We start from the raw sequence: 16,313 nt of genomic DNA on the forward strand, positions 1-16,313 counted from the left end.
CATCATATTGCCTGACAATTTAAAATAATCCGTCAAAAAGCGAGAGTTGGTTCTCGTCTGGTAAATCGTCTAGCACATGGTTGGTAGTCATGTAATCAATCAGTGTCTTGGAGACTTTACCACGATTGGCAAGATCTTCTTTAGACAGGAACGGTTTCTCTTCGCGGGCAGCAACAATCTGTTTCGCAACGTTATCGCCCAACCCCGGAACCGCACGGAACGGCGCCAGAATCGTGTGATCATCTTGAATCAGAAAATCATGCGAATCAGACTTAGTGACATCAATCATTTTAATCTTGAAGCCGCGTTCCAGACATTCGTTGGCAATCTCCAGCACGGTCAGGAGTTGCTTCTCTTTCGTCGAAGCATCCATCCCTTTGTCAGTGATTTCCTTCATGGCGGCCTTAACCGCTTCTTTGCCGTGGCTCATCGCGGCCAGGTCAAAGTCTTCCGCACGCACGGAGAAGTAAGCCGTGTAGTACACCAGCGGATAATGAACCTTGAACCAGGCAATTCGTAACGCCATCAAAATATAAGCCGTAGCATGGGCCTTCGGGAACATATACTTGATCTTCAAGCAGGAATCGATGTACCAGTCCGGCACATTTTCATTTTCCCGCATGGTTTTTTGCCAATCATCCGGAATCCCGCGCCCTTTACGTACGTGTTCCATAATCTTAAAAGCCATCGAGTCATCCATGCCCCAATGAATCAAGTCCATCATGATGTTGTCACGACAGCCGATGACTTCTTTTAACGTGACAATGCCCTGCTTGATCAATTCCTCGGCATTACCTAACCACACGTCGGTACCATGTGAAAGACCGGAGATTTGAAGTAATTCGCTGAAGGTTGTCGGTTTGGTTTCTTCGAGCATGCCGCGGACAAACCGAGTACCGAATTCAGGAATGCCCAGTGTGCCCATTTTCGAGTTGATCTGTTCAGGGGTAACCCCGAGACTTTCAGTGCCAGAGAAAAGCGCCATCACACCAGGGTCATCAGTCGGAATTGACTTCGGCTCAACTCCGGATAAATCTTGCAACATGCGGATCATGGTCGGATCATCATGGCCCAGCACATCCATTTTCAAAATGTTGTCATGAATCGAATGGAAATCAAAGTGGGTCGTCATCCAGGCGGCGTTTTGATCGTCAGCCGGATACTGGATCGGGGTAAAGTCGTAAATATCCATATCAGCCGGGACGATTAGAATGCCGGCAGGATGTTGCCCGGTTGTCCGTTTAACCCCCGTATCGCCTTGTGCCAGCCGATCGATTTCGGCTCCGCGCAGTTGCTGGCCAGTGTCACGTTCATAAGCTTTGACATAACCATAAGCCGTTTTGTCAGCAACCGTACCGATTGTTCCGGCCCGGAAACTGTGATCCTCACCAAACATGACCTTGATATAGTTATGGGCGATCGGTTGATAATCACCGGAAAAGTTCAAATCAATATCCGGCACCTTATCGCCGTGGAACCCGAGGAAGGTTTCGAAAGGAATGTCGTGACCGTCTTTGTGCAGCTCAGCGCCACACTTCGGGCAGACCTTATCAGGTAAGTCAAAACCGGACCCGACTTCGCCATGCGTAAAGAATTCACTGTATTGACACTTAGGGCAGCGATAATGCGGCGGCAGCGGATTGACCTCAGTGATGCCCGCCATCGTCGCCGCCAGACTAGAACCAACCGATCCTCGCGAACCAACCAAGTATCCGTCCTTGTTCGACTTTAAAACCAGTCGTTGGGCAATGTTGTAGATGACCGAGAATCCGTTACCAATGATACTTTTTAACTCTTTGTCCAGCCGATGTTCGACGATTTCCGGCAAAGGATCACCATACAATTCATGAGCGGTGGTCATGACATCATGCTTGAGTTTATCTTCCACACCAGGCACATCAGGCGTATAGAGTTTGGTTTTGACTGGCGAAATGTCATCGTCAATCCAGTCCGCAATCAGATTGGAGTTGGTCACAACCAACTCTTTGGCCTTTTCAGCACCTAGCCAGTCAAAATCATCCAGCATTTCCCGAGTTGAGCGAAAATGCACATCAGGCAGACTGTGACGATTCAACGGGTTGGCACCGCCTTGGCTATGAATCAGAATTTTGCGATAAATGGCATCGTGTTCATCAAGGTAATGAGCATCCCCGGTGACCACCACAGGCTTCTCCATGTCTTCGCCGATTTTGATGATTTTTTGCAAAATATCCTTTAGATGCGATTCGCCTTTGATCAAATCTGCTTCCAACAAGGGCTGATAGACCGGTAATGGTTGGATTTCAAGATAATCATAGAAAGCAGCCTTTTCCCGGGCCTCGGCTTCCCCTTTTTGCATCATTGCCGTGAAAACTTCACCATTGGAGCAGGCCGATCCGACAAGCAAACCTTCACGCAATTTTTGCAACTGACTGCGTGGCACCCGTGGTACGCGGTAGAAATATTTAACATTGGAAAGTGAAACCAGCTTGAACAGATTCTTCAATCCCGCCTGCGTCTTAGCCAAAACCACGGCATGACTCGGTCGGGCAGCCTTGTAAGCATCGCCCGCTCCAACCCGATCATTCAGCTGATTAAGCTTGGTCATGCCATAAAGCTTGGCTGCTTCCTTTTCCAACGCGTAAAGCAAATAACCGGTTGCCTCGGCGTCGGCGTTGGCGCGATGGTGGTGTCCCAGACTGACCTTATATAGCTTAGCCAACGTATCGAGCTTATGATTCTTGCGTTCCGGATGCAGCATGCGCGACAATTCCAGCGTATCAATAACAGGATTCTCGATGTCCGGTAGTCCGTGGCGTTCATACCCGTTATCCAGGAAGCCCACGTCAAACGTCACATTGTGGCCAACCATAATGGCCCCGTCACAAAATTGCTGGAAAAGTTTGAAGACTTCTTCTTCCGACTTCGAGCCATGAACCATGTCATCTGTGATATGCGTCAGATTAATCGTCAATTCCGACAATGGAAAACCGGGATCGATCATTTCTTCAAATTGATCAATCACTTGGCCATCTTTCATCTTAACTGCGGCCAATTCAATGACCTTGTCATAGACCGCTGATAATCCGGTTGTTTCAACGTCAAAGACGACATATTCGGAATCGGCAAGGTCGCGGGGTTCGTTTGCACGATAAGCGACAGGTGTGCCATCGTCAACTAGGTTAATTTCAACGCCGTATAGCATTTTTAATCCGGCTTTATCTGCCGCTGTGTGTGCTTCTGGGTACGCCTGCAAGCCGGCGTGATCTGTCACAGCAATGGCTTTATGACCCCATTCTTTTGCGCGGTTAACAAAATCGGTGATCGAATTCGTTGCATCCATTTGACTCATGTTAGTATGCAAATGGAGTTCCACCCGTTTTTCACCGTCCACGTCATCAGTCGGATCGGGGTGTGAAACAGTTTGAATATCCTGGGCATTAATCGTCAATTCACGGGAATAATTGTCTTCTTGAACACTGCCCCGTACGCGCAGCCACTGGCCCTTCTGAATTCGGGCAAACATCGCCTCATCATCAGCGCCATTACTAAACTTCTTGGCGATGAAGCTTGAACTATAATCCGTGATCTTAAAGATTAATAATTGCCGTTTGGAACGTAACTCACGCACTTCCACATCAAAAACATAGCCTTCAACGGTAACCGACCGCTCCTCTTGTGTGATGGTCACCATCTGCTGTGGCGGGTCACTCATTTTTAGCTGACGACCCATTTGAACTGGGCCATCAGTGCTTTCTTGTTTCTGCTTGGCGGCTTGGCGTTTAACCACTTCGGCCGCGGCCTGCGCCATTTTGGCCGTTTGGGCGGCTTTTTGGGCTTCGAAGGCGGCCACTGACTGAGCAGCCTGCTCTTCATCAACGTCTGCCTGCATCCGCAAGCCGGTGAATCCGACTTGCTGATAGGTTTCCTCAAGCTTGCTTAAGCCTTGATGAATCAAGTATTGGCGAACCTGTTCGTTTTCCGCGGTGATCACCGCACGACCATTGACCAAGGTCGGAACCTGCTTTTCACACAACTCCCGCACGATCCCGGTACCGATTTCCGCATTTTGCACGACAAATCGCCAATATTGAGCCAGCAATTCATCGGTTAAAACCGGATGAGCCACCGCAATGGTCAAGTTAGTTTTGGCAATTTGTTTAAACGCAAGCGGCAGTTGCGTCGCCAGTGGATTAAAAATCTGAAACGGCAGAATCGCAGGGAATCCCAGCGTAAAGTCATACCGTTGCGATTGCTCGTGGATGGTCACGCCTTGGACCACACCTTCTGCCAGCGCCGGATCATTTTTGACATCCGCTGGCAAATCAAGTTGATCCAGTAATTTTTCAAACATCTCATGTTGGGATAAAGCCAAATTGTGCACCCCTCTTAGATGGCAGAAACTGGGACAACCCGCCGCGTGGTGATCAATGCCATGTCGAAATTGCTTTCGACATGGCGATCATCGGATTGGCGATTTTGCCCCAGCATCATCGTAATCAATTATGCTTTTGCTTGTTCTTGTTTATGCAGCTGGGCCATGAGGATTTTGATCGAACTGATCAGCTCTTCCTTCTTGACTTCAATGGTCTCGCCGGTTTTACGCAACTTCAGTTCAACAATCTCGTCGACCGCTTTTTTCCCGACTGTCACGCGTAATGGTACCCCGATCAAGTCAGAGTCAGCGAATTTACCCCCCGGCCGTTCATTGCGATCATCAACCAAAACACTGTAACCAGCTTCTTCAAGCATACTTTCAATTGAGGCAGTCAGCGTCTTTTGTTCCTCGCGTTTTAGATTAACCGGAATTAAGTGAATGTCAAATGGTGCAATCGTCGTTGGCCAAATCAAGCCATGATCGTCAGCTTGCTGTTCGGCAATCGCTGAAAGCAAGCGCGAAACACCGATCCCATATGAGCCCATGATGATGGGTTGGCTACGGCCATTTTCGTCGAGAAAATTGGCACCCATGGTTTCTGAGTAACGTGTGCCTAACTTAAAGATATGGCCGATTTCGATCCCACGCGTAAACTTAAGCACGCCTTGGCCATCCGGCGAGACTTCGCCTTCCTTGACAAACCGGATATCAGCAAAGCTTTCCGGCGTGACATCGCGATCAAAGTTAACATTTAAAAAATGAGTGTGCGCCTTATTGGCACCTGCCACCAGGTTCGTCAAACCGCTTAAACTGTTATCGGCAATAATCCGCACGTCTTTGTCGACGTTAACCGGACCGATATTGCCAACTTCAGCATGCATGACCGTCTCAACCTGTTCAGGGGTTGCCATTTCAAGAAAGTCCGCACCTAAAATGTTCTTTAGCTTGGTGTCGTTCACTTCATAATCACCACGCACCAAGGCCAGAACCGGCGCGCCATCAGCCATGAACAAAACGGCCTTAATCATTTTTTGCTCAGGCACCTTCAATAATGCTGCGACTTCAGCGATGGTTTTGGCATCTTTGGTATCAACCGGTTTTAATTCCGCCTGGGCTTCCACGCCTTGTTTAGGTAGCGCCATGCTGGTGGCCATTTCCAAATTGGCAGCATAGTCGGAACTATCCGAATAGACGATGGTATCTTCACCAATTGGCGCAATCGCGGAGAACTCCTTGGAATCCTTACCACCCATGGCCCCACCATCACCAATAATGGTGCGGTAGCGCAGCCCTAAGCGATCAAAAATATTGGTGTAAGCATGCTCCATCTGGCGATAAATCGTATCCAGATCCTGATCATTGCTGGTAAACGAATAGGCATCTTTCATAATAAATTCGCGACCCCGCAACACGCCATAACGCGGACGATCTTCATCGCGGAACTTATCCTGAATTTGATAAAGAACCAGCGGCATGCGTTTATAAGATTTTAGTTCATTGCGAACCAAATCCGTAAAGGTTTCTTCATGGGTCGGCCCTAGAATCATTTTACGATCCTGCCGATTTTTCAGCTTAAACAAGTTCGGTCCATAAGTTTCATAACGTCCGGATTCTTCCCAGAGTTCGGCTGGTAACAAGACCGGCATCTTCATCTTAACCGCATCAATCTTCGTCATTTCATCGTCAATGATGGCTTCAATGCGAGTTAGGACGCGTTCGGCGAGCGGCAAATAAGCATAAACACCAGCTTGAACTTGGCGAACAAAGCCAGAACGCAACATCATTTTATGTGACTCTGCTTCCGCCGAACTCGGTACTTCTTTTTCTGTGGGAATAAACATCCGTGATTGTTTCATGTCAGCCTCCAAAGCTAGTTTATTTAAAAGTAACGCATAATGTCATTAATTGTGACGGCGAGCATCAACAAGACCATCAAACCCAGACCGATCATCGTGACCACACCTTCAGTTTCCGGTTTGAGTGGTTTGCGCCGAATGATTTCGATCAGGTTTAATAGAATTTTCCCGCCGTCCAAGACCGGAATCGGCAATAGGTTGGAAATCCCCAAACCAAGGCTTAGGTAACCCATGAAGAACAACAAGCCAGCCAGTCCACCTTTAGCACTTTGGCTGGTCATGGTATAAATACCGACTGGCCCGGCGAGCTTATTAAGTGAAAAACCGCCAGTGACCATTGACTTCAAGACATCCCATGTACGAACAGCTAGATCCCATGTTTGGGTAAACCCATAAGTAAAGGCGCGCGCCGGTGACTTCTCAACGGGCACCATCACGCCAATCTTACCTTTCTTATCCGGTTTAATCGCAATATTTTGCGTTTTGCCATCCTGCTTGACAGTAAACATGACTGATTTGCCGGTATGTTTGCTGACCTGTGTTGAAAGATCCGTAAATGAATGGATCTTTTTGCCGTCAATCGACTCAACTCTAGCATTCGATTTAAGTCCTGCTTGGGCAGCCGGGTAGTCGGGAAGAACGGTTCCAACCTGATTAGTGTTGAAAATCTGCACACCAAAAATCAGGCCATAAATGATGAACGTCAAAATAGCGAGAATAAAGTTATTCATCGGTCCGGCAAAGTTAACCAGTAGTCGTCGCCAAACCGGTGCATTTTGAAATTGCACGTCTTCCGGCGCAATCTGGACTTCTGTGCCATCTTCTTCGATGATAGTGGCGTCATGATCAACCTGCCAACTTTGCAAGGAATCTTCATCACCATTCGGATAGCCTTCGATGATAAGATCCTTGACCAAATCGACACGACTGACCTGAACCGGCATGCCGCCTTCTAATGTTGTTTTGTCACTGGCATTAATGCGGACAACTTTACCGGCATCGTTCAAAATCAGGCTCAGCATTGTGCCTGGTTTGATATCATCTTCATCGTCCTGCCAGCCTGCCATACGCACATAACCGCCCAGTGGCAACAGACGCAATGTATAGGTCGTATTATTTTTATGCGACGCCCAAAGCTTCGGGCCCATGCCAATCGAAAATTCACGCACCAGAATACCGCTGCGTTTTGCAAAGTAGAAATGGCCAAACTCGTGAACCACCACAAGAATGCAGAAGATAACAATAAAGGCAATGATTGTGGTCATATGTGCTCCTTAAAGGTTAGACAATGCCAAAGAGATGCAACATTGGCAATACCAGCAGTAGACTGTCGAATCGATCCAAGATGCCGCCGTGTCCCGGCAAAATTTTCCCGGAATCCTTAACGCCATAAAACCGTTTCAACGCGGATTCAATCAAATCCCCGATTTGCCCGATAACGGATAAACACAGCGCAATGCCCATCATCGGCCAGAATGTATAGTATTGCGGTAAAAACATTAAGTAAATAGCAGCGGTAATCAACGCCAGAACAATGCCGCCGATGCTGCCTTCAATCGTTTTGTTGGGGCTAATCGCCGGCCATAGTTTGTGACGGCCCAACTTACGGCCAATCATATAAGCACCGGTATCGGTGAGCCAGACAATCAGCAGCGCAAACATCAACGTATCCAACCCCGCATCATTCCGCACGCTGATCAGATAATGAAAACCGGTTCCAATGTAAAAGAACGAGAGCACCGAGACGCCGATATCGTCGAAGGTTGTCCGATTTTTGGTCGTGACCGTTAAGAATAGCAACAAGGCAACCGCAACATAAATCAAATCGATACGGCCCAAAAAGGCAGGCAGCCAGCGGAAAAAGCTATTTGGCAAAACCACGACCAAGACACCAAGCGCCGCAATCAGGAAATCCGGCGAAAGAATAATCCGCTTCCGCATAATATAGACTTCTGACAAAGCAATCAATGCCAAGACCGCCCCGGCTGTATCGATCCAACCGCCGCCCAGGATTAAAATCGGAATAAAAATCGCTAAGGCAACGACCGCCGTTATGACCCGTTGTTTCATGATAATAAATCCTCCATCACCATTTCATTAATTGATTATTTTTTTAAACCGCCAAAGCGACGATCGCGCGCTTGATAGGCTGCGATCGCCGACTCAAGGGCAGCCGGTGAGAAGTCCGGCCAATAATCATCCACAAAAACCAGTTCACTGTAAGCAATCTGCCACAGTAAAAAGTTAGAAATCCGCAACTCGCCACTGGTCCGAATCAGCAGGTCCGGATCAGCCAACGGGCCCAGAAATCCTGTCATCAAAGCAGACGAAAAATGGGAATCATCAATTTCCTCTGGCTTGAGTGCACCTTCTTGAACCTGCTTAGCCAACTTTTGAGCGGCGTGAACCAATTCATCACGACCGCCATAGTTTAAAGCAAAGTTGAGGATCATCCCGGTATTATTAGCCGTATCAGCCATTGCCTTTTCACTCGCTTGCCGTGTCGGCTCAGGCAAGTCGGTCAACTCACCCATAACTTCAACTTTAACATTTTCCTTGATTAAATCAGGCATGAAGTCATTAAAAAAGTCCACTGGCAAGCGCATTAAGTAATTGACCTCAGAACCTGGCCGCTTCCAATTTTCGGTTGAAAAAGCATACAAAGTCAAAACCTTAACGCCAAGGCGACTCGCTGCTTTGGTAATGGTTTTAACATTTTGCATGCCCTGCTTATGCCCGGCAACTCGCGGCAAAAACCGCCGCTTCGCCCAGCGGCCATTACCATCCATGATAATCGCAATATGCGCAGGAATACGTGAAAGATCAAGCTTTACTTTAGAACCCTTGGCTGTGGCCAAACTGGCGCCTCCTCACAACGTCCATGGTACCCTCAAGCACCAAATGTCTTAAACGATTGTAGCAGAAAAAAGACAAGAGCGCGAGCCAGCGCGGGTAGAAGCTGGAGTGTAAGTGGGCTTGACCGCGATGGCCGGGCTTTGGCCATCGCGGTCAAGGTCCTTACACGCAAGCTTCTGCGCTGGGGAGCGCGTTTCCGTGCAGCATCGGTTAACAGTGCTTCAGTCAACACCGGCAGTTGAAAGTGAAAAACCTTGTGCCATTGCGACCAAGGTCCTTACACGCAGATTTCTGGGCCAGTGAGCGCGTTTCCATGCAGTATCGGCAAATCTTCCTCGCATGTCAGACGCAAAAGCTTTGGCCATTTGAGCTAGAGGTCCTTACACGCAGACTTCTGCGCCAGTGAGCGCGTTTCCATGCAGCATCGGCAAATTCTCCTCACGTTGCACCACCAAAAAAACAAAAACCCCAGATTTCCTCTGAGGTTTGCCCACAACCATTAAGCTTCAGTGATCTCAAACTTCGGTAATTTCTTTTTCCTTCGCTGCGGCAATATCATCAATGCGCTTGGTTGCTTCATCCGTAACTTTTTGCATGTCTTTTTCAAGCCGATGCAATTCGTCTTCGGTGATATCACCGTCTTTTTCCTGACGTTTCAGCTTGTCAAGTCCTTCACGCCGGATATTGCGCACTGCAATTTTGGCATTTTCGGAAAATTTACCGACTTCTTTAGCAATTTCCTTCCGGCGCTCGCCTGTGAGTTGCGGAATCACCAGACGAATCACGTCGCCATCATTAGCCGGATTAATGCCCAAATCACTAGCATTAATGGCCGTTTCAATGTTTTTCAGCGCAGATTTGTCATAAGGGCTAATTTGTAAGACCCGCGCTTCAGGAACAGTGATGGCTGCCATCTGGTTCAACGGCGTCGGTGCACCATAATATTCCACCGTAATCTGATTAAGTAAACTGGCGTTGGCGCGACCTGCGCGAATATTGCCTAGTTCGCGCTGCAATGATTCTTCGGTTTTGCCCATATTGGTTTTTGCGTGTTCGATAATTTGATTTGCCATTAGCTTCTCCCTTCGATTGTGGTGCCGATCTTTTGGCCTTCCACAACCCGTTTGATATTACCGGGCTCATTCAAGTTAAAGACAACTAAGTCGATGTCATTGTCCATTGACAACGTGCTGGCGGTTGAGTCCATGACTTTCAGATCCTTGTTGATGATATCCATGTGCGTGAGACTTTCGTACTTCACGGCGTGGGTATCTTTATTAGGATCAGCCGAGTATACGCCATCGACGTTGTTCTTCGCCATCAAAATGACATCAGCACCGATTTCTGCAGCACGTAACGCTGCCGTTGTGTCTGTACTGAAGTACGGGTTGCCGGTACCGCCAGCGAAGATCACCACTCGGCCCTTTTCTAAATGGCGAATGGCCTTGCGTCGAATGTAAGGTTCCGCAATCTGCCGCATCTCGATCGACGTTTGTACCCGAGTCGGGACACCTTGGCTTTCCAGATTATCCTGCAAGGCCAATGCATTCATGACGGTAGCTAACATGCCCATGTAATCGGCTTGCGCGCGTTCCATACCCATTTCGGCACCGGTTTCGCCGCGCCAGATATTGCCCCCGCCGCAAACAATGGCGATTTGCACACCCAGTTCATGCACCTGCTTGATTTGTTCAGCGATCGTCGCGATGACGGGCGGCTTAATCCCAAAACCAGCCTCTCCTGCCAGCGCTTCTCCGCTGATTTTTAAAACGATCCGATTATATTTGACCATGTATCTTATCCCTCCGTTGGTTGCTGGCACTATTTTACCATAGTCGCAGCATTTCTGCGGCAAGAAGCTGCAGACAACTGCCCTGTTTTACCAGCTCTTCAACTGGATGGCTAAAAATTCATGACGCCCGCTGACATCCAACTTTCCTTTGTCCAAAACGTGGCGCCTTCATTTTGCCATAGAAAAGGGGCCCTGCCTCGTCGACAGTCCCCCTTTTGTTGGGCCATTAACCCTTGATTTGGTCCATGACCTCATCAGCAAAGTTTTCTTGTTTCTTTTCAATACCTTCGCCGACTTCATAACGAACGTAACCCTTGACGGTGCCACCCTTAGCAGCAACGTACTTGGCAACGGTTTGGTCCGGATCCTTAACAAATTCCTGATCAACCAATGAAATCTCGCTCAACCACTTGTTAACCCGGCCTTCAACGATACGAGGGACAATCTTTTCTGGCTTGCCTTCGTTCTTGGTTTCTTCGGTGAAAATATCTGTCTGATGCTTCAATTCATCAGCTGGGACCTTGCTGCGATCCAGATATTCAGGGTTGATAGCAGCAACATGCATCGCAACATCTTTTGCAGTATCGTCATCGGCACCATCCAGAACCGTCAAGGCAGCAATTTGGCCACCGTTATGCAAGTAGGCACCAAAATGTTCATTGTCTGTTTTGGTAACGACTTGGAAACGCCGCAAACTGATCTTTTCACCAATAACCGCGGTCAACGCGATGGCACCTTCATCGATTGTCTGGCCATCGCTCATCTTGGTTGCCTTGGCAGCGTCAAGATCAGCTGGCTTGTTAGCAGCAATCGCCGCTGCTACTTTGTTGACATAGTCTTTAAACTGATCATTCGAAGCCACAAAATCGGTTTCCGAGTTCACTTCGACAATTGCAGCAGTGTTGCCATCAACGGCGATTTCTGCCAAACCTTCAGCCGCAATGTTGCCGCTCTTCTTAGCCGCTTTTGCCAAACCTTTTTCGCGCAAGACATCAATCGCCTTGTCCATATCGCCGTCAGCTGCGACCAACGCCTTCTTGGCATCCATCATCCCAACCTGGGTGCGGTCACGTAATTCTTTAACTTGTGCAGCAGTAATTTGAGCCATGGATCTGATCCTCCTTGATTGTAAAAAAGCTGCCTGCAGATCTTGCAGTATGCGAAACCCTCAGACAGCTTAATGTTTAATTAATTAGTTAGCGCTCTTGTTGTCGCCTTCAACGGCTTCCACGATATCTTCCATGGAGTCAGCCTTCTTATCGGCAGCTGGCTGCTGGTCCTGGTCGTCGCCTTGGTCTTCACCCTGGTTGCCTTCAATGATTGCATCAGCCATCTTGGAAGTAATCAGACGAACGGCACGAATCGCGTCATCGTTAGAAGGAATGATGACATCAATATCATCAGGATCGGTGTTTGTATCAACCATCGCAACGATCGGAATGTTCAGCTTTTGTGCTTCCTGAACCGCAATCTTTTCCTTGCGTGGGTCAACAATGAACAGCACATCCGGAATCCGTGGCATGTCTTCGATGCCGCCAAGGAATTTTTCAAGCTTTTCTTGTTGCTTCTTCAGAAGTGAAACTTCTTTCTTAGGAAGGACATCAAAAGTGCCATCTGTAGCCATCTTCTTGATGTCTTTAAGCCGCTTGATCCGGGTTTGAATCGTGTTCCAGTTGGTCAGCGTACCACCGAGCCAACGGTGATTAACGTAGTATTGACCAGCGCGGGTTGCTTCTTCAGCAATGGCATCTTGAGCCTGCTTCTTTGTTCCGACAAACAAGAAAACGCCGCCGTTTTGGGCTTCTTCCTTAACGAAATTATAAGCATCGTCAATCATCTTAACGGTCTTTTGCAGATCGATGATGTAGATACCGTTTCTTTCCGTAAAGATATACGGCTTCATCTTAGGATTCCAACGACGGGTTTGATGCCCGAAATGTACACCAGCTTCAAGAAGCTGTTTCATGCTTAATACTGCCATCTGTTTGTTCCTCCATTATGGTTTTATTCCTCTTGACAACGTCAGCTCGCAGGTGGACTTCAAAGGAAGCACCCCACTCACGATCAGTCAGTCAATGTGGTTTGTGCATACCGCACTCGATAAAGTATACAGACTTTCCACGACTTTGACAAGCCCTACCACTTGACATGATGTGCGGTTAAAAATTGCTCTTTTTTGTGACGACTTTGATGTTTAAAATGCCATTCCGCCGACAGTGCTTCGTGCTTTTCGGGAAACGCTTCCTGGTACAACAACCGAACCGGTCGCCGCGATGCCGTATACTTCGCACCCTTACCGGCATTGTGCGTGGCTAATCGCGCTTCAACATCATCAGTAAAGCCGCCATAGAAGGTTCCATCGGCGCATAAGAGTACGTAAAAGTAATAATACTTACTCACCATGCAAGAACCTCCTGACGACTGGCGTATAGCTGCCATCTGCCTCATGCACAATCAATGGCGGCATGATTCGCAAGCCATCCGGTCGTCCGGCTTTGATGGCTGCAATCAAAACCATGTTTGCCTCTCGATCCTCGCGCGGATGAATGAATTGCAACTGCTTAGGCGCCAAACCGGCCGCGGTCAAGGTTGCTAACAATTCCACCAAGCGTTCCGGGCGGTGAACAAAATAGGCTTTGCCTTGATACTTCAATAAATCGGCGCTGACTTTTGTCACAGTAGCGAAGTCAGTGGTTAATTCATGTCGCGCCAAAGCAAGATGATCATTCGGGTTGGTGATACTTTGGTCACTCACCTTAAAATAGGGAGGATTACACGTCACAACATCAACTGAATCCTTTGCGACCACCTGAGTTGTCTGTGCTAAATCACCCACGTGCACATCAACATTTGTTAAATAATTCAATTCAACACTGCGACGCGCCATATCTGCCAACCGCGGTTGTAATTCCACCATGGTCACCTGGCCATCTGTTTCGCGTGCCAAAAAAAGCCCGACCGCACCATTGCCAGCTGCTAAGTCCACTATTCGGCTGTGACGCTTGACTTGGGCGAAATTGGCCAGTAAAACTGCATCTAATGAAAACGAGAATACAGCGGCACTTTGTATGATTTTAATGTTGCGACTGGCCAGCACGTCGACCCGTTCACCTGGCAATAATGACATCTCCAACACCTTTTTCCTCCGAAAGCTGGTTTACAATGGTATAATTTACCACAAAAGTTTAACCATGAAGGAAGAATAAGCCATGTTTTATAGTTTTCTACGTTATGTCGTAGCCGGTTTACTCTGGCTCATTAATGGACACGTAAAGACTCAGGATAAGCAACAATTGCCTGACGGGCCATTTGTCCTGGTTGCGCCTCACCGCTCCTGGCTCGACCCGGTTTTCCTCGCACTTGCCTCTTGGCCGCACCATTTTTCATTTATGGCAAAAAGCGAATTGTTTAAAAATCCCCTGTTGCGCTGGTTACTTGTTAAAGTTGGGGCTTTCCCGGTTGATCGTGCGCATCCCGGTCCCAGTGCCATCAAGGTTCCGGTCCGTGCTTTAAAGCAGGAAAATAAGGCGCTAATGATTTTCCCTACCGGCTCGCGTTACTCCGCGGATATGAAAGGCGGGGCGATTCTGATTGCCAAGTTGGCAAAAGCGCCGATTGTACCGGCTGTCTATCAAGGCCCGGGAACTTTTTGGTCATTGTTTAAACGTAAACCTGCAATTGTCCGTTTCGGATCACCGGTTGAGCCTCCAAAAGGTCGGCTGACTGACGAAGCGCTCGCAACCTTTAGCGATCAGTTGCAAGAAAAGTTTGCGGCGTTAGATCACGCGATCAATCCGGATTATAAGTACATCCCTGATAAGAAGAAATATCTGGAAGAAAAAGAACATGGTGACGTTTGAGGTTCGCTTGTCGAACCTTTTTCGTTGGATGGGCTTGTGTTGAACCGTTTGATGTTATGTGCTTTTGGGTGTAGTACCCGGTGAACGTTCAGCCCCCTCAACGCGTTCGCCGATACAGGAGTTGGCTCACGCTCACTTCTTCATAACGCGCTCCCCGGCGCAGAATAGAAAGGACAAGTATCCTTATGAATCTTTGGAAAAGAATGACCCGTAAGCCAGACTTGGCGGCCGCACTTAAAGCTGATGATTTACTGACACGAAGCTTAACGACGCGAGATTTGATTGCATTAGGCATTGGTGCCGTTATCGGTACTGGGATTTTTATTTTGCCTGGTACCGTTGCCGCTACAACGAGTGGCCCGGCAATCACGATAGCGTTCATTTTGGCGGCGGTTGTGTGTTCATTGGCTGCCATGTGTTATGCGGAATTTGCCTCGGCACTGCCGGTGGCGGGTTCGGCTTATGCGTATGGCAATATTGTTTTCGGTCAGGTTTTTGGTTGGATCATTGGTTGGGCTTTGATTCTTGAATACATGTTGGCGGTTGCCGCGGTTTCGACTAGTTTTTCTGCCTACTTTGCCAGTTTGCTGACCGGTTTTCATATCCATCTGCCCGCAGCGATTGCCGGACCGTTCTCACCTAGCCACGGTACTTATGTCAATCTGATTGCCGTTCTTGTCGTTTTGTTAATCGGCATTATGCTTTCGCGTGGCATGCAGTCTTCGATGGCGATCAATCGACTCATGGTTTTAGTTAAATTGCTTATCATTCTTATTTTTGTGATCGTCGGTTTCTTTTACGTTCAGCCGGCGAATTGGCATCCTTACCTGCCATTTGGTGCCAAAGGCGTTCTCGCCGGGGCCGCCATGGTTTTCTTTGCCTACCTTGGCTTTGATGCGGTGTCGGCCTCAGCTCCTGAAGTAAAGCAGCCTCAACGCACCTTGCCTCGGGGAATTATCGGTACCTTGATCATCGCCACGATCTTATATGTTTTAGTCGCCATTGTCTTGACAGGGATGGTGCCATTTACCAAACTGGACGTAGCTGATCCGGTTGCGTTTGCGCTCGGTGCGGTTCGTTTACGCGGTCTTGGCGGTTTCATTTCGGTGGGTGCACTGGCAGGTATGTTCACCATGATGGTCACGATGATTTACAGCTCATCCCGATTGATTTATGCTATTGGCCGTGATGGCTTGCTTCCCCGTTGGTTCGGTCATATTAGCGGACATCTACCGGAAAATGCCCTCTGGACAGTGGTTGCGATTATCGCGATCATGGGCGGGCTGGTGCCGCTAAACCAGCTGGTCAACCTTGTTAACATCGGCACGCTGATTGCATTCGCGTTTGTGTCCATCGGCATCATCCCGTTACGGCGACATAAAGCCATCACTAACGACGGCTTTCACGTCCCTGGTTACCCAGTGACGCCAATCGTGTCGTTTCTCTTTTGCCTGTTGCTCATGACCCAATTAAGTGTTGAAACCTGGCTTATGAGTCTCGCGTGGTTTGCGTTTGGCTTGGTCATTTATTTCAGCTATGGCATCAGACACGGGCACGTTTCCGAAGCAAAAATCAGGTAACAATCAACATCA

The 16,313-nt window shown here is 48.3% G+C and carries 13 protein-coding genes; 2 read left to right on the forward strand and 11 right to left on the reverse strand.

Features of this window, described 5'->3' with window-relative positions:
* Positions 1–19: 19 nt before the first annotated feature.
* The 11 genes from LBCZ_RS07475 to LBCZ_RS07525 all read right to left on the reverse strand — a co-directional run bounded on the left by LBCZ_RS07475 (position 20) and on the right by LBCZ_RS07525 (position 13,988).
* Positions 20–4,354 carry a PolC-type DNA polymerase III gene (locus LBCZ_RS07475; protein ID WP_025012465.1) on the reverse strand — a complete coding sequence of 1,445 codons (4,335 nt, stop codon included), beginning with the start codon at positions 4,352–4,354 and terminating at the stop codon, positions 20–22.
* A 128-nt stretch (positions 4,355–4,482) separates the two neighbouring features.
* On the reverse strand, positions 4,483–6,213 hold the full coding sequence (locus LBCZ_RS07480; protein WP_039639073.1) for a proline--tRNA ligase: 1,731 nt from the start codon (positions 6,211–6,213) through the stop codon (positions 4,483–4,485).
* Between the two features lie 23 nt (positions 6,214–6,236).
* Positions 6,237–7,478, reverse strand: coding sequence for an RIP metalloprotease RseP (rseP, locus tag LBCZ_RS07485; protein ID WP_025012464.1), 1,242 nt, complete (start codon positions 7,476–7,478; stop codon positions 6,237–6,239).
* Between the two features lie 16 nt (positions 7,479–7,494).
* Positions 7,495–8,283, reverse strand: a complete 789-nt coding sequence (locus LBCZ_RS07490) for a phosphatidate cytidylyltransferase (protein ID WP_010488089.1) — start codon at positions 8,281–8,283, stop codon at positions 7,495–7,497.
* A 35-nt stretch (positions 8,284–8,318) separates the two neighbouring features.
* The gene (locus LBCZ_RS07495; RefSeq protein ID WP_025012463.1) at positions 8,319–9,071 is read right to left on the reverse strand and encodes an isoprenyl transferase; all 753 of its coding nucleotides are present in this window, start codon (positions 9,069–9,071) and stop codon (positions 8,319–8,321) included.
* Between the two features lie 513 nt (positions 9,072–9,584).
* Positions 9,585–10,142, reverse strand: coding sequence for a ribosome recycling factor (gene frr / locus LBCZ_RS07500; RefSeq protein WP_025012462.1), 558 nt, complete (start codon positions 10,140–10,142; stop codon positions 9,585–9,587).
* A complete protein-coding gene (gene pyrH, locus LBCZ_RS07505; RefSeq protein ID WP_010488080.1) occupies positions 10,142–10,861 on the reverse strand; it encodes a UMP kinase in 720 nt (239 codons plus the stop codon). Before pyrH ends, frr begins: the two co-directional genes overlap by 1 nt.
* A 226-nt stretch (positions 10,862–11,087) precedes the next feature.
* On the reverse strand, positions 11,088–11,969 hold the full coding sequence (tsf, locus tag LBCZ_RS07510) for a translation elongation factor Ts (protein WP_039639079.1): 882 nt from the start codon (positions 11,967–11,969) through the stop codon (positions 11,088–11,090).
* Positions 11,970–12,053: 84 nt separating this feature from the next.
* A complete protein-coding gene (gene rpsB, locus LBCZ_RS07515) occupies positions 12,054–12,842 on the reverse strand; it encodes a 30S ribosomal protein S2 (protein ID WP_010488078.1) in 789 nt (262 codons plus the stop codon).
* A 155-nt stretch (positions 12,843–12,997) separates the two neighbouring features.
* Entirely contained in the window at positions 12,998–13,264 is a 267-nt protein-coding gene (locus LBCZ_RS07520; RefSeq protein WP_025012461.1) for a GIY-YIG nuclease family protein, read from the reverse strand.
* Positions 13,254–13,988: a tRNA1(Val) (adenine(37)-N6)-methyltransferase gene (locus tag LBCZ_RS07525; RefSeq protein WP_032958368.1), complete on the reverse strand. Its 735-nt coding sequence runs from the start codon at positions 13,986–13,988 to the stop codon at positions 13,254–13,256. The genes LBCZ_RS07520 and LBCZ_RS07525 overlap by 11 nt, the downstream gene beginning before the upstream one ends.
* Before the next feature lie 82 nt (positions 13,989–14,070).
* Between LBCZ_RS07525 and LBCZ_RS07530 the strand changes: the two genes are divergently transcribed.
* Entirely contained in the window at positions 14,071–14,721 is a 651-nt protein-coding gene (locus LBCZ_RS07530) for a lysophospholipid acyltransferase family protein (RefSeq protein ID WP_025012459.1), read from the forward strand.
* A gap of 185 nt (positions 14,722–14,906) precedes the next feature.
* Positions 14,907–16,301, forward strand: a complete 1,395-nt coding sequence (locus tag LBCZ_RS07535) for an amino acid permease (RefSeq protein WP_025012458.1) — start codon at positions 14,907–14,909, stop codon at positions 16,299–16,301.
* The last annotated feature ends 12 nt before the right edge of the window (positions 16,302–16,313 follow it).

Origin of the sequence: Lacticaseibacillus casei DSM 20011 = JCM 1134 = ATCC 393, assembly GCF_000829055.1 — a bacterium.
GTDB lineage: Bacteria > Bacillota > Bacilli > Lactobacillales > Lactobacillaceae > Lacticaseibacillus > Lacticaseibacillus casei.